Raw genomic sequence first — 25,273 nt, forward strand, 5'->3', positions numbered from 1 at the left:
TTGTTAAATGGAGAATTGTAAGGGGTGTATATAAAAGGAGGCGTTAGACGTTGGAAACATACGATTGGAACAGTAAACTAGCGTATTTAAAAAACACGAGAGATTTATATTACAATAGCGATTATGTAAGTTTTCTAGTGAATTCAGTTTGGAAGATTTCTGATCCAGTACATGTTGTTGATTATGGCTGTGGATATGGTTATTTAGGGTTAGTTTTGTTGCCGTTACTTCCAGGTGGATCAACATATACAGGCATTGATAGCGGAGAAGCATTAATAGCTGAAGCGAGAGAGTTGTTTCGTTCCCTCCCGTATGAATCAGAATTTATTGAGGAAGATGCTACAGAAATTGAACTGAACGATAAATACGATATAGCAATCTGTCATGCTTTCTTATTACATATGAGTTCGCCAAAAACGATGCTACAAAAAATGATACATTCAATTAAAAAGGGCGGAAAAATAATCTGTTTTGAACCACATTGGATATCAAATATGTCTTCATACTCTTTAGATGGGGAGAAACAATCAGAATTTATTCAGTTAGGTATTTTGCAGAAATTATTTGAAAGTGATACGAAAAGAAATGGTAAAGATGGCAATATAGGCATGAAAATACCGATATATTTAAGTGAATTAGGTGTGAAAAATATTGAGTGTAGAGTAAGCGATAAAGTGAACTTTTTAGATTCAAATATGCATCACAATGATAAAAACGATTTGTATCAATCATTAAAAGAAGAGGGGATTGCAGGTGATCCGGGTGATAAGCAACAATTTGTAGAACGTTTAATAGCCAGAGGATTAACATATGATAATGCGCTAGCTCAATATGAAGCTGAACTACGATTTTTTAAAATATTTCATGTGTATTCTTCTTTTGTATACGCTCCCAATATGAAAATTACATTTGGTGACATAGTTTGTTAAAAGGTATGATGTATAAGAATTGTCGTTTAATGTCGATAAGTCGGTATTCGACATATAATCGCTGATATATTTGAATTATCGGCGATATAATTTTATGTACTAAGTTCAGCTTTTACAAGATCAAAACTGCATGTTACGTTATTCCATATAATCAAACAAAATACAGAGAAAAACAATCATTTTTACTATATTTTGTTATAAATTTGAATAATATTAATTAATACCATCCATTATAAGAGATTTTAGTTGAATACATACTATATGGTGTGTAAAATCTAAGCAAGTAGCAGTATAAATATAAATTCGAGGTGAATGCATGCTAGATTTTAAGCAATTAGAAACTTGTTTGAAAGATAAGAGATTTGTAGACGGATTACAGGAAATAAATAATGAAATTGCATATATAAAAGAAACGAATACTTTATCCTATGTGAAGAATTGGCTTGCCAATATTCCTTCGCATAAGGAGTTTGATATATTAATTCGCCTTACTGATGAAGGGCTTATGCACCAATGCAGTTCATTTCTCATTCGCTACGCTTATAAAAAATTCCCAAATATGAGAACGCTCTCTTTATATTGTGATGAGTTAATTGATGAGCGAAAAATTCTTGAAGCAGAGCAGTTGTTAAAATCTTCTTTAGAAGAGTTAGGTAAAGAAGAAATAGATGCAGATTTTTTAGCGAAAACATATTTTACGTTAGTACGATGTCTTTTAGAAATGAAACGAAACGAAGAAGCGCTAATGTATATGAAAAAAGCAGAGGAGTACAGTACACGTGCAGTCTTTGATAAATGGGGCTACGTTTATATGCATACAGGTGAATGGGAGAAAGCGGAAGAACAATTTATTGCTGGCATACAGCATGAAGATTGTGAAGAGTTATCTACCTATTTATTATCACAATTGTATGCGAATAAAGGGGAACAAAAACGTGCAATACAGTTAATTGATGATGCGATTGTAAAGTTTCCACAAGTACCATATTTTCATTTTGAGAAGGTAAAGTATTTATTAGATTTAGAGCAATATGAAGAAATGTTAGCGGTAATAGATAACATAAATACTCAGCTGCCATATCATGCCTATAATACTTACTTTGTACATTTACGTGCAGAAGCGTTGTACAAAATGAATAAGTTTGCAGATTTACAAAAGCTATTAAGAGAAGAAAAGAGTTTAAAAGAATCTTTATATCATAATTTAGAAAAAAATCCGGATGGAAAAAAGGTTCACTTGCCGATAGTTCCTATTGTACAAAAGGATAATTATTGTGTTCCGACAAGTTTAGAGATGATGTTGCGTATATGGGGAGAGAAACGTACACAAGATGAAATAGCAGAGTTTATTTTTGATATGACAGGTTCGAAGTTTTCAGATACTGTTTCTTATTTAGAAGAATTAGGTTATGAATATCGTTATTTTAAAGGGAATGAAGAGAATTATAAGAGACTGATTGACGAAGGAATTCCTGTTTTATTAAGTATAGATATTGAGCATGCTTCACACGTACAAGTTCTATCTGGATATGATGATACATTGCAAGCTTTCTATGTTCAAGATCCAAACTTTATAGAACCAGTTCTTGTGGAATATAGTAAATTACAAGAAAAATATCGTTATACAGGCTGTTTAGCAATCACGTTTGTTCCGAAAGAAAAGAAGGAGCAACTAGCGTTTCTAAGTGAAGAAGAAAATCGTTATTTTAAATCTATTTTTTCTCTTACGGATCATTTAGATGAACATGACAAAGAGGGAATTAGTAACTTAGTACAATTTTTAAAAGAAACGAGTGATAATCCAAATACGTGGTTATATACGATAAAGCACTTAGATGTTGAAGTAGATAAAGAATTTATTTTATATTGTATCGATAAGTTAATGGAAAAGTTTCCGAACTCGGACTTTGTTAAATTGCATGGTGCACAGTGTTTTATTCGTCTTCAGGAAGTAGACAAAGCCGAGCAAATGCTGACAAGCGTTGAGAAGAAAAATAATCGTGCATTATATCATTTGATAAATGGAAGATATGCTTTTGAGCAGGAAAGTTATATAGAAGCAATTTCAAGCTTTCGTTCATCGTTACAATTAGACGCAGATCAGCCTATTGCTTGGAGTTTTCTCGCTTTATCCTATATGTATATTGATCAATCTGAAAAAGCATTGCAATACTCTCAAGTTGCGTTAGAGCGTAGTCCTGAAAGGTTTACTTTAACGAATCACGGTATAATATTAATAGATTTAGAAAGATATGAAGAAGCATATGAAATCTTTAATGACTTGTTAAAAGAATATAAATATGAAGCACATGTATGGTATGAACGAGCGAGATGTGCACATCAACTAGGAAAATTATATTTAGCAATAAAAGGGCTTAAAGTAGCGATTCATTTGGATAGTAATGCACCTTACATTTATACAAAACTTTCGGAAATATACGAATCTGATTTGAAGGATGAGGAAAGTACGAAAGAAATTTTATTAAACGGTATTGAGAATTGTGATGATAAAGCATCTCTTTACGTAAAATTAGGTGACTATCATTTTCAAAATGATAGCTTGGAAGAAGCAGAAGTATTGTATAAGCGTGCTTTAGAAGAAAATGATGAGGATGTTTATTCTCACTTCGGACTTACACAAGTTTATATGGCAAGAGAACAATACAAGGAAGCAAAAGAATATATTCTTGGTCTTGAGAAGCAAATTGAAAAGAGCCAAGATTTCCTCATGAATGCAGGAATGGTTTTATGGGATGCTGAAATTGAACTTGGTGGAAATGAAGAAGGGTTTAAAGTAGCGCTATCTAAGTTAGAAAATGGTATAAAGAAAAGTGATTATAATGTAGCAAGTGCGTTAGATGAATATGTGAATCGAATTAAAGGAACGGAATTTGTACAACGAGGTATAGCGTTTTTAAGAACGTTACACAAAGAAAGAAATGAAGTAAGTGAGTACGGTTGTTATGCAGGTATTTTATATGAATCTATTGGACAGTACGGCCAAGCGATGAAAAGATATAGTAAGGCGATAGAACAAAAGGAAACGGCATTACCGTATTACCGAATTGGTGAAACACTTATGGCATTAGGACAATTGACGGAAGCAAAACAAGCGTATGAAACATGTTTAGAGCTTGATGGGAATTTCGTAGGTGTACATTTACAGCTTGCGGAAATATACGAAAAAGAAGAAAACCGTTTTAAAGAACAAAGTCATATGGTTCAGGCGATGAAAGAAGAGCCGTTGCATATTAATATGGAATATTTGGCACAGCTTTCAGTAGATATGAATCTTCAGGAAGAATTGTTGACTGAACTAGAACAATTAGCGGAAGAAGTACCTGAAATATGGCGTTTAGATGCGATTGCATATGTGCATGGTGCGATGAATGAAATAGATAAAGAACAAGAACAGATTGAATACGCGCTACAATTAGATGGTGAGCATATAGAAGTTCTATATCATTATGCAAAAGTATTAGTGAAAAAAAGAAATGTAAAAGCAATTGAAGTTGCAATGAAAGTAATACAAAAAGATTTTGATAATGAACGTATATTTGATGTTTATGTAAAAGCAGTAGAGCAACATAAAAAATTGTCTAACATACGAGATTTTCTTCATACGTTAAAGGTGAAAAAAGCAGAAAGAAGTACAGCATTCATGTATGCTGCAGCTGCGGTTACGGAAATATGGATTGAACGGCAGCTGCATGAACAGCCAAAACGATCTATCATTACGAGAGCTTTTTATCGTATGAAAAATCGTGCGAAAGAAATTTCAATGGTTACTATGATAATTGATTTATATGAAATCTCTTTAAAGTTAAATCCGAAAAATAGTATGGCAGCACAGCGATTTGCGCTATTTTATGAGAATGTAGAGATGAATAAAGAAGCAATAGAGATTTTGCACACATCACTAGAAAATAGATGGGATTATGAAGTAGCGAAGCAACTTGTAAATCTTTTCGTTGAGTGCGAGGAAGAAGATATGTTAAGAGATGCTTTGGAATTAACGAAGCAAATGGTTCGAGAACTACCAGATGATTATGATACACTTCTTCTGCAAGCACAAGTATTCTTTAAAGCAGGGGAAGAAAGAAAAGCAGAAAAGATGATCTTACAATTAATGGAGCAAACACCGTTCGTAAGTAGAGCATTTCTTGCTTTAGGAGAAATGTATCAAAGTCAAGAAAGGTTTGAAGAGGCAATTCATCTATTAGAAAATGCTTCTATAAATCATCCAAATGAAACAGCAATTCTCCTTTCTTTAGCGTCTTCATATCATGGTGCCGGCCAAACACTAAAGGCAGAAAAAATAGCAAATGAAGTATTAACAATGGATGCAAGTGATTTGTTAGCAAGATATGATCGTGCTTGTTATTTAGCACAGTTAAATAGAAATGAAGAGGCGAAGAAAGAGCTTGAAATTGTCCTTCGTGAGGATGAATCGGGATTCTTTGCTGAACTTATTGAGGATGATGAAAATTTAGCAGCATTGCGAGAATTTGAAAAGTAATTGTATAAGAATAGGGGAAAAGATAAGGATATATTTTGAATTAGTTGACAATTAGTTGTCAAATGGCATAAAATAACTTTTAACAAAGTATACAAATCTGAAGACGAGAAAGAGTAAAATAGTGAACTGTTCTCCAGAGAGCCGGTATATTGCTGAAAGCCGGTGGGCAGACGTTATTTGAAAATCATCTCCGAGGAGCCGAGGCTGAAAGTGAGTAAGCCCGGACGGATGTCTACCGTTACAAAGAACACGTATGATAGTACGTTGCTAAGCGCTATTAGTGAAAAAGCTAATAGAATTAGGGTGGTAACGCGGGTAAACCCGTCCCTACTTCATAGGGGCGGGTTTTTTGTGTGCTTTTAAAACATTCAAAGGAGTGATTGTAGATGAAGAAAGTAGATGTAAAAGAGTCAGCTGTAGGGAGAGAAACACGTATTCGTAAGCAGTGGAACGAACAAAGCATTTTTGAACAATCAATTCAGAATCGAGAAGGCGCGCAATCGTTTGTGTTTTATGAAGGGCCACCAACGGCGAACGGTTTACCACACGTCGGCCATGCACTTGGTCGGGCAATTAAAGATTTAGTAGCAAGATATAAAACGATGGCTGGTTATAAAGTAGTAAGAAAAGCAGGATGGGATACACACGGTTTACCTGTAGAACTAGGTGTTGAGAAGCAACTTGGTATTTCTGGTAAACATGAGATCGAAGAATATGGTATTGAACCATTTATTCAAAAGTGTAAAGAGAGTGTTTTCACATATGAAAAGCAGTGGCGTGAATTCACTGAAAGTATTGGTTATTGGGTAGATATGGATGATCCATATGTAACTTTAGAGAATCCATATATCGAAAGTGTATGGCATATTTTGGGGACGATCCATGAAAAAGGATTGTTATATAAAGGACATAGAGTTTCACCATACTGCCCAAGCTGCCAAACCTCATTGAGCTCACATGAGGTTGCACAGGGGTATAAAACAGTAAAAGATTTAAGTGCAACTGTGAAGTTTAAAGTGGAAGATAGTGAAAATGAGTATTTCTTAGGTTGGACAACGACACCTTGGACACTTCCAGCAAACGTAGCGCTTGCTGTCCATCCAAATATGGAATACGTTAAAGCAAAACAAGAAGGTCATGTATATATTGTTGCGAAAGAACGTGTACAAGAAGTATTAAAAGAGAATTATGAAGTATTATCTGTTCATAAAGGCGAAGAATTATTAAACACATCTTATGCAGCCCCATTTCCGATGAAAGAAGTTACAAATGGTTACCGCGTTATCGCAGCAGATTTTGTAACAGCAGATAGTGGTACAGGACTTGTTCATATTGCTCCAGCATATGGAGAGGATGATTATAGAGTCGTTCAAAGTGAAGGATTGTCATTCTTGCACGTTGTAGATGAAAAAGGTGAGTATACAGAAGCAGTACCATTTTTGAAAGGAAAATTTGTAAAAGATTGTGACGTGGATATCGTTCGTTATTTAGCGAAGGAAGGTTTACTGTATCATAAAGAAAAATATGAACATAGCTATCCGCATTGCTGGCGTTGTGATTCACCACTACTTTATTATGCAGGAGAAAGTTGGTTAATCCGAACAACTGCAATTAAAGATACATTTTTACAAAATAATGATTCTGTTACTTGGTATCCGGATCATATGAAACATGGACGATTTGGTAAGTTTTTAGAAAATATGGTGGACTGGAATATTAGCCGAAATAGATATTGGGGAACGCCATTAAACGTATGGGAATGTGAAAGTTGTAATCATCAGTTCGCACCGAAAAGCATTGCTGAATTAAGAAAGCATAGTACGAACGAAACACCAGAAGATTTGGAATTGCATAAGCCTTATGTAGATGAAGTGCAAGTCTGCTGCGGGAAATGCGGAGGAACAATGAATCGTACACCAGAAGTAATTGATGTTTGGTTTGATAGTGGTTCTATGCCATTTGCACAATATCATTACCCATTTGAAAATAAAGAGTTATTTGAAGAGCAGTTTCCAGCGGATGTTATTGCAGAAGGAATTGATCAAACACGCGGCTGGTTTTATAGTTTATTAGCAGTCTCAGCACTGTATACAGGAAAAGTACCGTATAAACGAGTGTTATCATTAGGGCATGTCTTAGATGAAGAAGGACAGAAAATGTCTAAAAGTAAAGGGAATGCACTAGACCCAGTTGATTTAGTAGATAAGTTTGGTGCAGATGCGCTAAGATGGGCTTTACTTGTTGATAGTGCCCCGTGGAATGCGAAGCGTTTTTCTGAAAGAACAGTACTGGAAGCGAAATCTAAATTTGTAGATACATTAGTCAATGTGTATAGCTTCTACGTTTTATATGCAAATTTAGATGAGTATAATCCGAAAGAAACGTATAATGTAAAGCTTACGAAATTAGACGAATGGGTATTATCAAGATTGCATAGTACAACGAAAAAAGTGAGAACAGCACTTGATGATTATCAATTTACGAATGCAGCTCGTGAAATTGCAGCACTTGTAGATGAAGTGAGTAACTGGTATGTAAGACGCTCACGTAATCGTTTCTGGGAATCTGGTATGAACGCTGAAAAAGCTGCTGCGTATGAGACACTTCATGAAGTACTTGTAACAATTAGTAAATTAATTGCACCATTCACACCGTTTGTCGCGGAAGACATTCATCTTAATTTAGAAGGAAGTAGTGTTCATTTAGCTGATTATCCAGTTGTAAATGAATTACTACTTCAGCCGAAATTAGAAGCGGAAATGGATGCTGTTTTACAAGTTGTTGAACTTGGAAGAAGTAACCGTAATCAGCATTCTTTAAAAGTAAAACAGCCGCTAGCAGAACTTGTATTACTTGAGCATAACGAGAATGATATGGATTGGGAATCTTATCGTGATATCGTTATGGATGAGTTAAATGTAAAAGCGTTCCATGTTGAACTCGATGAAACAAAATACACATCATATCAATTGAAGCTTAATTTTAAAACAGCGGGGCCGAAGTTCGGTAAAAATGTGAATGCAGTGAATGGTTGGCTAAAACAATTATCACAAGAAGAAGTGCAAAACTTTGTATCAACAGGAAGAGCAGTTTACGAAGCAACACCAGGAGAAGAAGTAGTTGTAACTGCTGAAGATGTGTTAGTTGAGAAAGTTGCAAAATCAGGATTTTCTAATACGACTAACGGACAATACACAGTTATGTTAGATACGAATGTAACGGAAGAATTGTTACAAGAAGGAGTAGCGCGTGAATTCATTCGTGCGGTTCAAGAATATCGTAAACAGTTGAATTTACCAGTTAATTTACGAGTCGATGTTATTCTCGATACAGAAGTAGAGCTACAGCGAACGTTAACGAACCATAAAGATTTATTGGAAGAAAACTTACTCGTTAAACAATTTACATTTGGTCACTTAACGAACGAAGACGATGAACTTTCTTTAGGTGAGACAAAACTTAGAATTAAATTAAGTGCGGCTAATTAAAGAAAAAAGGAAGTTGGAATGATTCCAACTTCCTTTTTTGTATGATTAGAATTTATTTGACTATACATTCGATAGGATTACTAGCAATTTTCTTTTTTCATAGCGTACCGAAAACAATACTGTAGAAATATATTTCTACAGTATTGTTTTCACTTTACACATAAATATTGAGAAAATTTCACTTACCTCAAATGGAAAGGTAATAGAATTGTCCATAGAGAATTACTCCTAGATTCAATTTTTATCCCTCCATTTTGTGGAGAATGATTGCTGAGTGGTAACGGGATAAGGTTGAGCTACTTTATTAGGGGGAGTGGTTCTATGTTTAATAAAAAAATGGTGGCAATGGCAATGACTGTGCCGTTAGTAATGGGGACGATTTCTACGGTTTCGGCATTGGAAAAACAACAGCAAGTAAAGTTAGAAGCTTATTCGCCACAGAAAAAAGCAACTGAATATTTAAAAGAAAATGCTGCGCAGTATGGATTGAAGGCAGACCTTTCAGACTTGCAATATATTTCTACAACAGAAACGTCAGTAGCTTCATATGTTAGGTTTCAACAAGTTGTTAACGGTGCTCCTGTATTTTCAAAACAAATTACAGTTACTCTTAACGGAGAAGGGAAGGGAGTACTCGCTGTTTCTGATTATCAGCCTGTTACAGGTGTGAAGGAAGTAACGACAAAAATTAGTGAAAAAGATGCAATACAAAAATCAATGGCGTATGTTGGAGAAGCAAGTGAGCAAAACTTATGGGCTCCTACAGAGAAAGAATTCGGATATATTGTTGAAGAAGGAATGGCTCGTCCAGTATATAAAGTTGTAGTCCATTCTAATAATCCATTTGGTGCATGGGAAACATTTATTGATGCAGAAAATGGAAAGTTAATTAAAAAGGTTGATATAAACCGAAAAGCTGAAGGATCAGGAAAAGTATTTTTACCTAACCCAGTCGTATCTAGCGGTAGTAAAGTAGGCTTAAAAGATAATAACGATGCAGATTCAACAGCTCTAACGAACCAACTGAAAACTGTTACGTTAAAAGGTTTAGATGGAACAGGATTTTTAATTGGAGAATATGTAACGATTTCTTCAAAAGCGAAAACAAAATCTACGAATTTACAATTTAACTATACACGTGCAAATGATAGCTTTGAAGATGTGATGTCGTATTATCATATCGATACATTACAGCGTTACATTCAAGGGTTAGGTTTTAAAAATATTAATAACCGTTCGATAAAAGTGAATGTTAATGGTACAACTGATGATAATTCATTCTATTCTCCATCAACAAAAGCTTTAACTTTCGGTACTGGCGGTGTTGATGATGCAGAAGATGCTGGTATTATCGCACATGAGTATGGGCATTCGATTCAAGATAACCAAGTTCCTGGCTTTGGTAGTTCAGCAGAAGGCGGAGCGATGGGAGAAGGATTTGGCGACTTCTTAGGTGCTACATATGAAGATGCAGTATCGACTACAGGATACGGAAAAGCATGTGTTGGAGAATGGGATGCGACAGCTTACTCTAGTTCAGATCCAACATGCTTACGCCGATTAGATACGAATAAAGTATATCCGAAAGATATAACGAATGAAGTGCATGATGATGGTGAAATTTGGGCACAAGGTCAATACGAAATGGCACAAGCTTTTGGCCGTGATGTAGCAACAAAAATCATTTTACAATCACACTGGTCATTAACACCAAACTCTAAATTCAGTGATGGAGCAAAAGCGATTAAGCAAGCAGATGCTCTTTTATATGGCGGACAACATGCTGCTGATATCGATCGTATTTGGGCAGCGAGAGGCATTAGTACGAATTAATATAAAAAGTCGTGGCATTATAAGCCACGACTTTTTAATTTGCTTACGAACTGGTACTAGTAAATAAAGCTATATCAATGATAGTGTGAATATATCCGTATCCCATTTACTTTTTAGCTTCTTTAAAAACAAAATGTTCTTTAAATTTTCTAGATTCAACTTTTTGACCATTTCGCATCAATCGGAATGGGTGTTCTTGCCATGTAATAATAACATCAACCTCATCCGCTTTTGTAGCAACAGGTAAATTAGCGTGTTCAAATCCAGTTTTTCCACTTGCTAAACGACTTTCCTTTAGGGAAAAGAGTTCATATTTCGTTTTCTTATTTGGTTCGTTGCGGAATACTTCGACGTTTACGTTATATACTTCACTATTCCCGATATTCTTTACTGAAAAATGATATGTTTGAAATTCATTTTTTTTAGCTTGAAGCATATTTTTGTTTGTTTTTTTCGGTTTATCAATATTCACTAGCCATTGACCAGAGTTTTGAGAGATTGGTAAAGATTTTGGTGAATAGGCGTATGTTTCGTTTACTACAATTAGGCAAAACAATAGGAGAAAGAAACTAATTGCTTTTTGCATATGCACACCTCGCTTTAAATTTGTTTATTAATATGCGTGAAAAATACGGTTTTTATGTAAAAATTAGGAAAATATTAGATGTGTAATTTCGGATTTGATACATAAGAATATGTATTACAAAATTAACTTTTCCCGTTTTAGAAGCAGTTAGGAGTTAGAAAATCAGAATGTTTCAAAAAAATTCTTGCATTTTATAAAGCGAGAAGTTAGAATACTCTGTAAATATAAAAAGTGATGATCAGGAAAAGTACATGGTGCAAAGGTCTACAGAGAGCAGCCGGTTGCTGAGAAGGTTGTGATACCGCATGATGGAAAGACACCTGTGAGTGTTGCTTTGAACGTGATTATTAGTAAAAGCAAACGGTACCTACCGTTATCAGGGCTAAGATGGTCAGTATGACAATTTGGGTGGTACCGCGGAAAAAAATCCGTCCCTATTTATAGGGGCGGATTTTTGTATTCTTTGAAAGGGGGTGAGTGACCGTGGATGATGACGATGACAACAATAACGTAAATAAATATAAAATTACTGGAGGGAAAAATAATGAATTCAATAATGAAGCGTTCACTCACAAAAGAATGTATGGAACAAAGTGGAAAGGTTGTATTACTTCAAGGATGGGTAAAAAAATTCGGCATCTTGGAAATGTTAGTTTTTTATTATTACGGGACAGAACAGGAGTAATTCAATGTGTATTAGAGAATGGATTGGCTGGATATAAAGTTGATGTAGAAAGTGTTGTCCATGTAATCGGTGAAATAGTCGAGACGTCGAAAACAGAATTGGGTGTTGAAGTACTTGCTCATGAAGTGAAAGTAATAAACGGTGCAGAACCACTTCCATTTGAAATAAATAAAAAGAAGTTACAAGTGGGCTTAGATCAACTACTTAATGAGCGAGTAATATCATTAAGGCATGAGCGAACCGCAGCGATTTTTAAAGTGAAATCTACACTCGTTCAGAGCTTTAGTGAAATTCTTATAGAGAACGATTTCACACGGATCTTTACGCCGAAAATTGTTTCGCAAGGGGCAGAAGGAGGAGCAAATGTTTTTAAGCTTCCATACTTCCAAAAAGAAGCTTATTTAGCACAATCACCACAGTTCTATAAGCAAATGATGGTGGCAGGTGGGTTAGAACGAGTTTTTGAAATTGCACCTGTATATAGAGCGGAACATCATAATTCTTCCCGTCATTTGAATGAATATATATCGTTAGACGTAGAACTTGGTTTTATTCATGATTTTTATGAAGTGATGCAACTAGAAACGGATGTTTTACGATATATGTTTCAACAAGTAGCGAAAAAATGTGAAATAGAACTACAACTATTACAAATAGAAGTACCTGTTATTACTGAAATACCTAAAATTACATTGTTAGAAGCACAAGAAATTTTGAAAAGTAAGTATCGTAAAGAATCTCCTGTAGGGGATTTAGATACAGAAGGTGAAAAGTTACTAGGGAAATATGTAAAGGAAACATATAATAGTGAATTTGTTTTCATTACACATTATCCGAAAGAAGCGAGACCGATGTATACGATGCAAAATAAAGAGAATCCAGCTATTACTGATTCATTCGACTTATTATATAAAGGGTTAGAAATAACGTCAGGGGCACAGCGAATTCATAATTATGAAATGTTACTCGCTTCGTTTAAAGAAAAAGGATTACACCCAGAGAAATTTCAATCTTATTTAAATACATTCCGATACGGTTGTCCCCCGCATGGAGGTTTCGGAATTGGGTTAGAAAGGATTGTATATAAACTATTAGAATTAACAAATGTACGAGAGGCGAGTGCTTTTCCGAGAGATTGTACTCGTCTTATACCGTAAAAAGATGAAAATATAGACTCTTTCTTTTGCTAATAAGCTTAGTAAAAGTGAGTTATCAATATGAACCATTTCGACAAAAAATTAATATACCCCTTGACAGTTACAAATATAACCGATATACTTCATATTAATTTCAAAAGAAAATATATTCTAAATATTACAATGTGTTGAATAGGAGTAGTAAGGTCATGTATTTGTACAGAGAGCTATGGGTTGGTGCGACATAGTCAAATGACATCCTGAACTCGCCTAGGAGCAGTAAGGTGGAACGGAATCACATTCTTAGTAAATCTTAACGGTTAACCTTCGATATTAGGTTTGTAATCAAACGATTACTACTAAGGTGGATTCATAATGGAATCAATAAGGGTGGTACCGCGTTAAGTAAATGGCTTAGCGTCTCTTTATATAGAGATGCTAGGCCATTTTTTTATTATATGGAAAAAGAAGTGGAGGGTTTATTTGGATAGGTATATAAAATTTATTTATCTATATAAAAAGATTTAATTAGGAGGAAAATGAGATGAAACAAACGGAGCAATGGACTTCGAAATTAGGTTTTATAATGGCTGCAGCAGGATCAGCAATTGGACTTGGCGCAATATGGAAGTTTCCTTATATCGCCGGGAAGAGCGGGGGAGGAGCATTCTTTTTAATCTTTATATTATTTACTATATTAATTGGATTACCACTACTTATAGCTGAATTTATGATTGGACGTAGTACGCAGAAACAAGCAGTTGGCGCATTTAAAAGTATTGCACCAAATACAGGGTGGCACTGGATTGGACGCCTTGGTGTTGGAACGTGTTTTATACTACTTTCATTTTATAGTGTTGTAGGTGGATGGGTGTTAATTTATTTATTCAGAGGAATTACTGGACAACTAATTGCACCGGGACAAAATTACGGAGCATTATTTACTGAAACAATTGGGAATCCCACTTGGGCTATTATGGGACATTTCGCTTTTATGTTCATTACGATATGGGTTGTATCAAAGGGTGTACAAAACGGAATTGAAAAAGCAAGTAAATATATGTTGCCAGCATTGTTCGTTTTATTTGTCGCTCTTATTATTCGTTCGTTAACACTTGATGATGCTATGAAAGGTGTGAAGTTTTTCTTACAACCAGATTTCTCAAAGATTACTTCGGAAAGTATTTTGTTCGCAATGGGGCAATCATTCTTTGCAATTAGTATCGGGATTTCAATTATGGTTACCTATAGTTCCTATTTAAATAAAAAAGAAAGTTTACCAAAATCAGCAATAACAATTGTTGGATTGAATTTATTTGTTTCTTTATTTGCAGGTCTTGCCATTTTTCCGGCCGTATTTTCATTAGGAATGGAGCCGACAGAAGGACCTGGATTACTATTTATCGTATTACCATCTGTATTTAGTCAAATCCCATTCGGTGGATTTTTCTTAACAGTATTCCTTGCACTATTTACATTTGCGACATTAACATCGGCATTTTCTCTACTAGAAACTGTTGTTTCAGCATTAGCAAATGGTGAACAAGAAAAGAGAACGAAATTATCATGGCTGATCGGTTTCGGCATTTTCTTAGTAGGTATACCATCAGCGTTATCATTTGGAGTATGGAGTGATATTACGATTTTCGGAAAGAATATTTTTGATGCAGTAGACTTCTTATCTAGTAATATATTAATGCCACTTGGAGCACTATTTATTAGTATTTTCGTTTCATTCAAAATGGAAAAGAAGATACTAGAAGCAGAGTTTTTTGTAGGTGGAAATTATGGAAAGAAAGTATTTACTTGTTGGGCATTTTTACTTCGATTTGTAGCACCGCTCGCAATCATTATCGTCTTTTTAAATGTAATAGGGATTATTTAACAATAAATGTTATAATATTCAGTAAAAAAAGAAGATGGTGATGTTTATGGCGAATTTGATAGAAACAGGAGAGTATATGAATATTAGAGGGAAAAAGCTATACGTTGAAACACATGGAAATCCTAAAAATAAGCCAGTCTTATACTTGCATGGTGGACCAGGAGAGAGTTGTTATGATTTTTCATTTCATCAAGCGGAACGTTTAAAAGATTCTCTATATGTAATTATGATAGATCAAAGAGGTGTTGGTCGTTCAGAAAAAATTACTGAAGACGAAGCTTTTGGATTAAATGATTTGATTGAAGACTGTGAGGAATTAAAAAAAGTATTACAAATTGAGAAGTGGTCTATAATTGGACATTCTTTCGGTGGATATGTAGCATTGCTTTATGCGTCGATATATCCAAGTTCAATAGAGAAAATAATATTTGAAGGACCAACTTTTGATTTTGCATTAACAAGTAGAGCTTTGTTGCAAAAGACAGGGCATTTATTAAAAAAGTATGGAAAAGAAGAAGTAGCAAAAGAGTGCTTTGCTTATTCATCTAGCAATGCTAGTTCAGAAGAGTTGTTAGAAGCTTATATAAGATTAAGCGCTGAATTAGAAGAAAAAAGAATGGAGATTTACAATAATAAGGAAGATAGGACAGATGAGAGTTTATACAGTGATGAAGAGTGGGAAATATTTTCAAATCGCTCCAAAATGCACTTTGATAGATTAAAATTAGAGGGAGCATGTCATACATCATTATTATCAAAAATAAAAGATGTACAAAATCTAATGTTATTAATAGTAGGAAAACATGATGTAGTAACGTGTGAAGAACAAATTAAAACATTTAATAAAGATGCCCGAAACGGCAAGTATATCGTATTTGAAGAGAGCGGTCATTCACCTCATTATGAGGAAGCAGATAGATTTGCAGAAACAGTCATACATTTTTTGAAATGAAGAAAAGGGTGCTTCTATAAATGAGAGGCACTCTTTCTAAATTTCTGGATATGTGATTGTGATGTTAGGCCACTTACTTTGCCAATTCTTTTTTATAACTCTGTTTTTGTACATATGTAATCGTTCTTTCGATTTAAGAAAATGAGCTGTTGGTCTCACTTGTAAGGAAAGGACATCTTCAATACCACATGGGGCTGTTAATATAACATTGTTTAGTTCATCAAGTGTAACTCCTAAAGCCGTTGCTGTTTCAGGGAATTTAGAAATAGCATTAACAGAAGAAGAATATGGTGGCATATTATTCACTACATGCATACGAGCTTGATTTTTTACAGACCAAGGAATAGTAGCATCAATATTCATTAATTTCGTTTCTAATGATTGTTCGTATATCTCATCTTGATGTAGACTATCATAATAAATCACATCAACATCAGGCATAGCCGTTTTAGCTTCATAGTCATGTAAAGTATCCCAAATTTTAGAACGAACAAAGCCGGCACAAACCCACCAATCAGGTAACTCTAGTGATTTTGCCATTTGTAATACATTCATCATCCATTCGTCGTTTTCTATTAAGCGAATTATATCTTTCTCTGTTTTGATCTTCATTGATAAATTCACCTTTCTAGTAAATTAATGTATAAGTTCAATAATCCATAAAATCCAGTAAGCACCTGGTACAAATAGTAGTTGTGCCAATAATGTGCCGAGAAGTCTAGAAATCATTAGCCAACCATACATTTTACTCATAGATTCAGCACCGCTTTCTGATTGTAAAGCACGTTCTGTTAAAAGAGCAATGCGTGGATCGAGTAATACAGTTAATAAAATAGTGGCGAAACCATTTACAAGGCCAGAAGCTGTACTTGCATTTGTTGCATAATCTGGATTTAAAAAAGAAGCGTAAAGGGCAGAAAGTACCCCAGCTGTATAAATAGCAGTAGCAAACATGTTAATAAGCATAATACGCTTTGGAATACCACCGATACGCAGTCTATGAATCATTTCTAACTTTGGAAAGCGGACATATTTTTTTGTGTACTTTAATTTTTGAATGTTATTCGTTTTCACCATTCGAATGAAAGAACCGTCTGTTTCAAAGTTTTGAATGACATATCCAAATAGTTTTGTCAAAGTTGGATACAGTATAATCGCAAGCAATGTACCGATAGAAGCAGATAATAGTACAAGACGTATAATATGCTCTAAATCAATAGAAGGATCTAGTTTTGCTTCGTCCACAATCCCGCCAAGTAAAAAGGCTTGTAGTAAGTTTGACGTTCTTGAAATGAGTAATACGATTCCTACGACGGATAATGCGACAGCAATCTTCTTTAAACGAACCCCCGCTAATCGAATACTATAAGAGCTTGTTTCAACTGCGTGGATTACAATTGTGAAAGCCATTATAAAAATTAACGTAATTGACATTTGTTTCACCAGTTTCTATTAAAATAATTGTAACTTTTTTACTTTATCATATCTATCGTATTTTGTAACTGAAAGTATGTGACATATGGAAATTGATTTTTCGAAAAAATAGATAATGATAGTATAATAGGGAGAAGTGGAAGAGATGTTAGCAGTTATTTATACAGCAAATTAAGTGGAGGAATGAAACATGTATAAAACATTTCTATTTGATTTAGATGGAACTTTAACGGATCCGAAAGAAGGGATTGTAAATTCGGTTTTGTATGCGTTAAAAAAAGTAGGAATTGAAGAAGTACATATAAGTGAGTTAGATTCATTTATAGGTCCTCCTATTCAGCAATCATTCGTAGAGAGATATAATATGAGTGAAGGAGAGGTTGAACGTGCAGTTTTTTACTTCCGTGAGTATTTAAAGCAGCGTGGATTGTTTGAAAATAATGTATACGAGGGGATTCTGAAGCTCTTGCAACAATTAAAAAGTTCAGGAAATCGCATATTCGTAGCTACTTCAAAGCCCACTGTATTTGCGAAACAAGTTATAGAGCATTTTCAATTAACGAATTATTTCGAAGATATCATTGGAAGTAATTTAGATGGTACGAGAATAAAAAAAGAAGAAATAATTGCTCATATTTTACAAACAAATGAAGAACTAAATAAAGAAGAAATGATAATGATTGGTGATAGAAAGCACGATATAATAGGTGCGAATCAGAATGGAATTGCTTCAATTGGTGTTTTATATGGCTATGGCTGTGAGAAAGAACTGACTGAAGTTAGTGCGACTTACATAGTGAAAGATGTTGAAGAACTGTATCATTTTTGTGTAAGAAAAATTTTAATAAATCAGTAAATATAGGTACTAACAATCCCTTTATAACGTATGATGAGGAATTCGTTTCTGTTTAAAGGGATTTTTCATATGTAATCGAATATTTATAATTAGACATTTTTAGCATGAAAAAATTGTATGAATAAGAGGAGGGATGTCAGAATTAAAAGATTAGTAGAAGTTTATCGATAAATTTTAGAATATTCTGTTTAATGGAGGGGTAAAATTGGAGTTAGTTATTATATTATTAGCACTAAGTTTACTTATGTTCGTAGCATATAGAGGCTTTTCTGTTATTTTATTCGCACCGATATTTGCATTATTTGCAGTATTTTTGACAGAACCTAGTTATGTATTACCTTTCTTTTCTAATATCTTTATGGAGAAAATGGTTGGATTTATAAAGTTATATTTTCCTGTGTTTTTATTAGGAGCAATATTTGGAAAAGTAGTGGAAATGTCAGGAATTGCAGATTCTATCGCAAAAACGATTATTGAGTTAGTTGGTGAAAAACGTACTATATTAGCGATTGTATTAATGGGGGCTATTTTAACGTATAGTGGTGTTAGTGTGTATGTAGTAGTGTTTGCTGTTTATCCGTTCGCAGCTAAGTTGTTTCGACAAGCTAATATTCCAAAGCGTTTAATCCCTGGAACGATTGTTCTTGGAGCAGTAACGTTTACAATGGATGCGCTACCTGGATCACCACAAATTCAAAATGTAATACCTACAACATTTTTTAAAACGAATATTTATGCTGCACCGATACTCGGCATTGTAGGAGCAATTTTTGTTCTTACATTAGGTTTACTATATTTAGAGAGTAGACGTAAGAAGGCAAAAGCGGCAGGTGAAGGATATTTTGGTTTTAATGATGGAAATACTGAAATGGCAGCATCTTTGCAATTAGAACAAAAAAATATGCCATTAATTAATAACATTGAAATTACAAGAGCACAACAACTTATTGCATTTATACCACTTATTTTAGTAGGTGTAATGAATAAAGTGTTTACTATTATGATACCAAAGTGGTATCCAAGCGGTTTTGATTTTTCTGCAATTGGTATGAAAGCATTTGGAAAAGTAGAATTAAGTGCAGTAGTAGGAATTTGGTCTGTAGAATTGGCACTTATTATAGGGATCTTAACAACGTTATTATTATATTGGAAGCGAGTAGTAACAGGTTTCCAAGCTGGATTGAATACAAGTATTGGTGGAGCGCTACTTGCAACGATGAATACAGGAGCTGAGTTTGGATTCGGTGGTGTCATTGCAGCACTTCCAGGCTTCGTAATTATGAGAGATGGCATCTCTGCTACTTTCACAAATCCGTTAGTGAATGGTGCAGTAACGACGAATATTTTAGCTGGAATTACAGGCTCTGCATCAGGAGGAATGGGAATAGTATTAAGTGCAATGGGAGATAAATTTATTGCAGCGGCCAATCAATTTGATATTCCATTAGAAGTTATGCACCGTATCGTATCAATGGCATCAGGAGGAATGGATACACTACCGCATAACGGGGCTATTATTACTATTCTTACAGTAACAGGATTAACACATAAACAGTCCTATAAAGATATATTTGCTATTACAATTTTGAAAACGGTTGCTGTATTTTTAGTTATCGCGTTCTATACTTTAACAGGACTCTATTAAAAATTCGAATCGTAAAGATTCATCAAATCGATAATTTATATCATAAAATATTAAATAGGATAAGAAGGGGTGAAGTACTTGCAAGAAGTTTCTGAGTTTCGTATGCCAAAGTCGGTATTATATGGAAGGAATTCGCTTGAAAAACTTGGGGAACAATCAAAAAAGTTAGGGAAAAGAGCTTTTATAGTTACTGATACAATTATGGAGAAATTAGGATATCTTGAAAAGTGTATACAACAACTAAATAAGAAAAGTATTACTGTTAGTACATATAATAAAGTGGATGCTGAACCTACAAATATACACGTGTTAGAAGCCTTATCTCTTTGTAAAGAGGAAAAGTGTGATTTTATTATCGGTATTGGTGGTGGAAGTTGTATTGATGCTGCGAAAGCAGTAGCGGTTTTATATACAAATGGTGGAGAAGTTGAGGATTATGTCGAAAAGGATATTGAAATAGAAAACAATCCACTACCACTTATTGCAATTCCAACAACTTCTGGTACTGGATCGGAAGTTACAAGTGTAGCAGTAATTACGAATAAAAAAACAGATGTAAAAATGATGATGAAGCATCCTAGTTTTATACCGAAAGTAGCAATTATAGATCCAGTTTTGACAAGTTCGTTACCACCACAAATTACGGCAGCAACAGGAATAGATGCGTTATGTCATGCGATTGAAGCTTATATTTCTAAATTTTCACAGCCACTTACAGATGTACTTGCTCTTTCAGCTATTGAAAGTATTATGAAATATTTACGTATAGCATATGAAGATGGACGTAATATGGAGGCAAGAGAAGCGATGATGATTGCTTCCTTACAAGCTGGAATTGCATTTTCTAATGCATCAGTTACATTAGTTCATGGAATGTCAAGGCCAGTGGGAGCATTATTTCATGTACCGCATGGAATATCAAATGCCATACTATTACCTACAGTGTTAGAGTTTACAAAAACAAGTGCAGTGAAAAGGTTAGCAAAAATTGGACGTAGTTTAAATAAGGATTTGTATTCGAATTCTGATGAGGAAGTAGCAGACTACACGCTTGGGGAAATAAAAAAACTTTGCTTTGATCTTCGTATTCCAAATTTAAAAGAATATGGAATCGATGAAATTGAATTTGAAAATGCTATTTCTAAAATGGCATCAGATGCAATTGAAAGTGGTAGCCCAGCTAATAACCCACGTGTTCCATCATATGATGAAATCAAAGCGTTGTATCGAGAGTGTTTTAATTATAAGTATAAAGAATTTATAAAAACATCAGATTGTTAATTTCAGAATATTCTATAAAAATTTCCTTGGAAATGAAAGTACAATTACTCTTTATTATTGCCATATTTCCGTAAAACAAGACTTTATATTTCAAACTTAAAGTCTTGTTTTATTATGTATAATATATACAATAAAACGTTGTTATTAGTTTTATAAAAAAGTTTAGGTAGGTGTTGTTTATATGAAAACGATAGGTCTTATAGGTGGTATGAGTTGGGAATCAACTTCTGAATATTATCGAATTATTAATGAAGAAATAAAAGAGAGATTAGGAGGGCTACATTCAGCAAAATGTTTGATTAATAGTGTGGATTTTGAAGAGATTGAACGATGTCAGTCTAGCGGAGATTGGGATGGTGCTGGAGAAATTCTAGGGAATGCGGCATATTCATTACAAAAGGGAGGAGCAGACTTTATAATCATTTGTACAAATACAATGCATAAGGTAGTTGGAAAAATAAAGGCGAAAATTGATATTCCAGTCTTACATATTGCTGATGCAACTGCAAAAGCAATTAAAAGAAAAGACATTCAAAAGGTTGGTCTGCTTGGAACTACATATACAATGGAGCAAGATTTCTATAAGTCACGTATAGAAGAAAATAATATAAAAGTAATAGTACCATCAGAAAAAAATAGAAAAGAAATAAATAAAGTAATATATACAGAATTATGTTTAGGAAAAATAGTATCTCAATCTAGAGAATATTATAAAAGAGTCATCGAAGAGTTAGTGCAAAAAGGAGCACAGGGAATCATATTAGGTTGTACAGAAATAGGGTTATTAATAAAGCAAGAAGACGTATCTGTCCCGATATTTGATACGACTCATATACATGCAATTGAAGCAGTCAAGGTAGCTCTAGATAGAATGTAATTATATTATGCAAACTAAATTCATATATCTGGAAAACATTCAGAAAATATTTTATAATGTAAGTGGTTACATTTAAGGGGGAATGCGCATGTTTTCAGTTCAACCAATCGCATTTGTACATAATGAAAGAAAGGAAATAAAAGATGATGAGTGGGGAGAAGTAAGATCCCGTATAACTTTAACTGAAATGTATGCAGAAGAAAGTATACAAGGGATTGAAGATTTTTCTCATATTGAAGTTGTTTTTTATTTTCATAAAGTAACTGACGAGCAAATTCAGTATTTTGCTAGACATCCTAGAAATAATAAGGATTATCCTGAAGTAGGTATTTTTGCACAGCGCGGGAAAAATCGCCCGAATCGCATAGGTGTAACAATTGTAAAGGTGATCAAAAGAGAAGGTAAATCAATTATTGTTGAGGGATTAGATGCTATTGATGGCACTCCTATATTGGATATAAAACCAATAATGAAAGAGTTTATGCCGAAAGAAGAAATACACCAGCCTAAATGGGCAACGGATATAATGAGACAGTATTGGAAGGGGAATGGAGTAAAATGAGAATATATGAGGCAACAATTGCAGATTTAGATGGACTAGCATCAGTTTTTAATAACTATCGCATGTTTTATAGGCAGGATTCTGATTTAGAAGGGGCAAAAGTATTTTTACGAAACCGAATTGAGAAAAAAGAGTCCGTTATTTTCGTAGCAGTTGAAGACGGCGAATATATTGGGTTCACACAACTATATCCATCATTTTCTTCCATTTCAATGAAAGAATTATGGATTTTAAATGATTTATTTGTACAAGCGGCGAAGCGTGGAGCCGGAACAGGTAAAAAATTATTAGAAGCTGCTAAAGAATACGCATTAGAAAATGGAGCAAAAGGTGTAAAATTACAAACAGAGATTGATAATTTATCAGCACAACGATTATATGCTGAAAATGGTTATTTGAGAGATAATCGTTATTTCCATTACGAATTAACGTTTTAAAAAATTAAGTTGAAAGAGGCATTTTCAAGAAAAAGAATTTCTTTGTAATGAGAAATACTTTTTTATTTTTTCCTAAATTAAAAAGTATGACAATAACGATAAAACGATATTTATTTATTGTTAAACGATAAATTGTGTGGTAAAATTATGTTGTCATTAAATAAGTGAGTTATTGTAAATGAACCTTAAATGAAGTTCAACAACGTTCTTAAAAGTAATTATTTTTCTTTCTGGAATTGCAGTGCTTGCCTTATGCATATTTTTAGTGCCGGAAATGGCGAATTTTGTAGCGAATTTGTATCCTAATATCGCTCCGATAAAATATCTTGTTTTTATTGTGATGTATGGAGCAGCTGTGCCTTTTTATGTTGCTCTTTATCAGGCTTTCAATCTTTTACAGTATATTGACGAGAACACAGCGTTCTCGGAATTATCTGTAAAGGCGTTAAAGAATATAAAGCGCTGTGCAGTTACAATCAGTGGTTTGTATGTATTGGGTATGCCACTTTTTCATTTTATAGCGAAAAAAATGGACCCTCCTATTGGGTTAGTGGGACTTATTATCGTTTTTGCTTCGCTCGTTATCGCTGTTTTTGCTGCTATTCTTCAACGCCTTCTACAAGAAGCAATTAACATAAAATCAGAAAATGATTTGACGGTCTGAGGTGGCGGATATGACAATTATTATTAATATTGACGTCATGTTAGCAAAACGAAAGATGAGTGTAACGGAACTTTCGGAGAAGGTTGGAATTACGATGGCGAATCTTTCTATTTTGAAAAATGGGAAAGCAAAAGCGGTTCGTTTTTCAACATTGGAAGCGATATGTAAAGCTTTGGAGTGTCAGCCAGGGGATATTTTGGAGTATAAAAACGATGAGAATACTCAATAAAAAAAGATAACAAATGTAAATAATAGAAGTCAATAAAGAAGGGATAGCCACTAAGCTATTCCTTCTTTATGTTAATTGCTGTTAGTAATAAAAAATATAATTTGAATTGCAATGTTTGCGTATCAAAAGGGAACTTGCTACCTTTTGAGGTAATCCGTTTTGTGGAAGAAAATTATTTGCCAAAAAGGATATTTTAACTATGATTTAAATTATTTTGAGTGCATCAAAATCTTCATTTGTATTATAGTTGATTTAAAACCCAGTTTGTTGCATCTTCAAAGTTATCTGCAATGTAGTTTGGTTCAATATGTGCCCATTTGTCTCGGTACGTATGCAAAGCATCATACCCAGCTCCTGTTCGGACTAGAATCGTAGTCGCATTTACTTTTTCTCCTGCAACAATATCAGTCCAGCGATCACCAACTACAGCACATTGTGTTAAATCAAGCCCATGTTTTTTTGCTGCTTTAAGCAGCATGCCTGTACTTGGTTTACGACATTCACAACCATCACCGTGTTTATGAGGACATACATAAATATCATCAAAACCGAAGCCTTCTAATTCTTGTACAAAATCGGCTACAGTTGCTATTCCATCTGCGATACCAGGTTGATTTGTGAAAGAGAAAATTTTTATATTTTTAGCTTTTAGTTTTTGCAAGGATGTTTTTGTGAATGGAAATAATGTAAAAGATCCCGGATAATGTATTGTAGTGTCACCACCAATTGTACCGTCACGATCAATGAAAATTGCTTTAATGTTTGTCATAGTTATAGTCCCTTCAATTATAAGTAGTTTAGAAATGTTTTACAAATCGGTAGCCATTTACTTCATAACCTAATTTTTTGTAAAAAGGATGAGCTTCTACTCTTTTTGTTCCACTAACTAGCCATGTGCCAATGCAATTATGTTTCTTTGCTAATTGCTCTGCATAATCCATCAACACTTGTCCAATGCCTTTCCGTCGTATGTTAGAATCGACGCTAATAATTGAAATCTCTCCATAACGTGTTACATCTTCTAAATTTTCACGTATACGAAATCCAAGTAATCCAAATATAGCTTCTTCTTCTTCGTAAACATATAAAAAATCAAACGGACTCATTTGTACGAATTGTAATCGATTGTTCATATCTTCATAGGAAATAGAGGAACCTTTTAATTCTTTCGTTAAAGAACAAAGTGCGTCTATATCATCTATCGTTGCTTCACGAATTTGAAAAGACATATTATCCACTCCAATAAAATGTAATCAAACATTTAGTATTCTGTTA

19 protein-coding genes, 1 pseudogene and 3 other annotated features are annotated in these 25,273 nt (G+C 34.0%); of the genes and pseudogenes, 15 read left to right on the plus strand and 5 right to left on the minus strand.

The window, feature by feature from the left end; translation table 11 throughout:
* The first annotated feature begins 50 nt into the window (after positions 1-50).
* The 4 genes from DOS87_RS10735 to DOS87_RS10750 all read left to right on the plus strand — a co-directional run bounded on the left by DOS87_RS10735 (position 51) and on the right by DOS87_RS10750 (position 10,769).
* Entirely contained in the window at positions 51-929 is an 879-nt protein-coding gene (locus tag DOS87_RS10735; protein ID WP_208730253.1) for a class I SAM-dependent methyltransferase, read from the plus strand.
* A gap of 316 nt (positions 930-1,245) precedes the next feature.
* Positions 1,246-5,448, plus strand: a complete 4,203-nt coding sequence (locus DOS87_RS10740; protein WP_208730254.1) for a bacteriocin-processing peptidase family protein — start codon at positions 1,246-1,248, stop codon at positions 5,446-5,448.
* Positions 5,449-5,539: 91 nt separating this feature from the next.
* Positions 5,540-5,780: a binding site (T-box leader), on the plus strand.
* Positions 5,781-5,834: 54 nt separating this feature from the next.
* Positions 5,835-8,936, plus strand: coding sequence for an isoleucine--tRNA ligase (gene ileS / locus DOS87_RS10745; protein WP_000754894.1), 3,102 nt, complete (start codon positions 5,835-5,837; stop codon positions 8,934-8,936).
* A gap of 321 nt (positions 8,937-9,257) precedes the next feature.
* Positions 9,258-10,769, plus strand: coding sequence for a M36 family metallopeptidase (locus DOS87_RS10750; RefSeq protein ID WP_000482263.1), 1,512 nt, complete (start codon positions 9,258-9,260; stop codon positions 10,767-10,769).
* 106 nt (positions 10,770-10,875) lie between these two features.
* Here DOS87_RS10750 and DOS87_RS10755 read toward each other — a convergent pair whose 3' ends face one another.
* Entirely contained in the window at positions 10,876-11,355 is a 480-nt protein-coding gene (locus DOS87_RS10755) for a hypothetical protein (RefSeq protein WP_081143858.1), read from the minus strand.
* A gap of 225 nt (positions 11,356-11,580) precedes the next feature.
* Positions 11,581-11,794, plus strand: a binding site (T-box leader).
* A gap of 105 nt (positions 11,795-11,899) precedes the next feature.
* Between DOS87_RS10755 and aspS the strand changes: the two are divergent.
* The 3 genes and pseudogenes from aspS to DOS87_RS10770 all read left to right on the plus strand — a co-directional run bounded on the left by aspS (position 11,900) and on the right by DOS87_RS10770 (position 16,013).
* Positions 11,900-13,197: pseudogene (gene aspS, locus DOS87_RS10760) on the plus strand (aspartate--tRNA(Asn) ligase).
* A 158-nt stretch (positions 13,198-13,355) separates the two neighbouring features.
* Positions 13,356-13,604, plus strand: a binding site (T-box leader).
* Between the two features lie 116 nt (positions 13,605-13,720).
* Complete coding sequence (locus DOS87_RS10765) at positions 13,721-15,061, plus strand: sodium-dependent transporter (protein ID WP_000814513.1); 1,341 nt, start codon at positions 13,721-13,723, stop codon at positions 15,059-15,061.
* 46 nt (positions 15,062-15,107) lie between these two features.
* Positions 15,108-16,013 carry an alpha/beta fold hydrolase gene (locus tag DOS87_RS10770; protein ID WP_192797246.1) on the plus strand — a complete coding sequence of 302 codons (906 nt, stop codon included), beginning with the start codon at positions 15,108-15,110 and terminating at the stop codon, positions 16,011-16,013.
* 36 nt (positions 16,014-16,049) lie between these two features.
* Here DOS87_RS10770 and DOS87_RS10775 read toward each other — a convergent pair whose 3' ends face one another.
* Both DOS87_RS10775 and DOS87_RS10780 read right to left on the minus strand, forming a co-directional pair.
* Positions 16,050-16,625 carry a nucleotidyltransferase family protein gene (locus DOS87_RS10775; RefSeq protein WP_000695364.1) on the minus strand — a complete coding sequence of 192 codons (576 nt, stop codon included), beginning with the start codon at positions 16,623-16,625 and terminating at the stop codon, positions 16,050-16,052.
* 24 nt (positions 16,626-16,649) lie between these two features.
* Positions 16,650-17,447 carry a lipid II flippase Amj family protein gene (locus DOS87_RS10780; protein WP_208730255.1) on the minus strand — a complete coding sequence of 266 codons (798 nt, stop codon included), beginning with the start codon at positions 17,445-17,447 and terminating at the stop codon, positions 16,650-16,652.
* 190 nt (positions 17,448-17,637) lie between these two features.
* Here DOS87_RS10780 and DOS87_RS10785 point away from each other — a divergent pair, with 190 nt between their 5' ends.
* From DOS87_RS10785 to DOS87_RS10820, 8 genes are all read left to right on the plus strand, one after another.
* Positions 17,638-18,303 carry an HAD family hydrolase gene (locus tag DOS87_RS10785; protein WP_000278487.1) on the plus strand — a complete coding sequence of 222 codons (666 nt, stop codon included), beginning with the start codon at positions 17,638-17,640 and terminating at the stop codon, positions 18,301-18,303.
* A 205-nt stretch (positions 18,304-18,508) separates the two neighbouring features.
* Positions 18,509-19,948, plus strand: a complete 1,440-nt coding sequence (locus DOS87_RS10790) for a GntP family permease (protein ID WP_000424339.1) — start codon at positions 18,509-18,511, stop codon at positions 19,946-19,948.
* 78 nt (positions 19,949-20,026) lie between these two features.
* A complete protein-coding gene (locus DOS87_RS10795) occupies positions 20,027-21,229 on the plus strand; it encodes an iron-containing alcohol dehydrogenase (protein WP_001158664.1) in 1,203 nt (400 codons plus the stop codon).
* A gap of 181 nt (positions 21,230-21,410) precedes the next feature.
* Positions 21,411-22,106, plus strand: coding sequence for an aspartate/glutamate racemase family protein (locus DOS87_RS10800; RefSeq protein ID WP_000848566.1), 696 nt, complete (start codon positions 21,411-21,413; stop codon positions 22,104-22,106).
* A gap of 88 nt (positions 22,107-22,194) precedes the next feature.
* Positions 22,195-22,668, plus strand: coding sequence for an SAM-dependent methyltransferase (locus tag DOS87_RS10805; protein WP_000493250.1), 474 nt, complete (start codon positions 22,195-22,197; stop codon positions 22,666-22,668).
* Positions 22,665-23,105: a GNAT family N-acetyltransferase gene (locus tag DOS87_RS10810; protein WP_001223866.1), complete on the plus strand. Its 441-nt coding sequence runs from the start codon at positions 22,665-22,667 to the stop codon at positions 23,103-23,105. The genes DOS87_RS10805 and DOS87_RS10810 overlap by 4 nt, the downstream gene beginning before the upstream one ends.
* 217 nt (positions 23,106-23,322) lie before the next feature.
* Complete coding sequence (locus DOS87_RS10815) at positions 23,323-23,769, plus strand: DUF2975 domain-containing protein (protein WP_043311463.1); 447 nt, start codon at positions 23,323-23,325, stop codon at positions 23,767-23,769.
* Between the two features lie 10 nt (positions 23,770-23,779).
* Positions 23,780-23,998, plus strand: a complete 219-nt coding sequence (locus DOS87_RS10820) for a helix-turn-helix domain-containing protein (protein WP_000152534.1) — start codon at positions 23,780-23,782, stop codon at positions 23,996-23,998.
* Between the two features lie 241 nt (positions 23,999-24,239).
* Here the strand turns inward: DOS87_RS10820 and DOS87_RS10825 are convergent, their stop codons facing one another.
* The gene (locus DOS87_RS10825) at positions 24,240-24,767 is read right to left on the minus strand and encodes an HAD-IIIA family hydrolase (RefSeq protein WP_000181784.1); all 528 of its coding nucleotides are present in this window, start codon (positions 24,765-24,767) and stop codon (positions 24,240-24,242) included.
* 28 nt (positions 24,768-24,795) lie between these two features.
* Positions 24,796-25,227, minus strand: coding sequence for a GNAT family N-acetyltransferase (locus tag DOS87_RS10830; RefSeq protein ID WP_000009776.1), 432 nt, complete (start codon positions 25,225-25,227; stop codon positions 24,796-24,798).
* Positions 25,228-25,273: the final 46 nt, after the last annotated feature.

It is taken from the genome of Bacillus sp. CR71, from assembly GCF_003429245.1.
Taxonomy (GTDB): Bacteria; Bacillota; Bacilli; order Bacillales; family Bacillaceae_G; genus Bacillus_A; species Bacillus_A thuringiensis_S.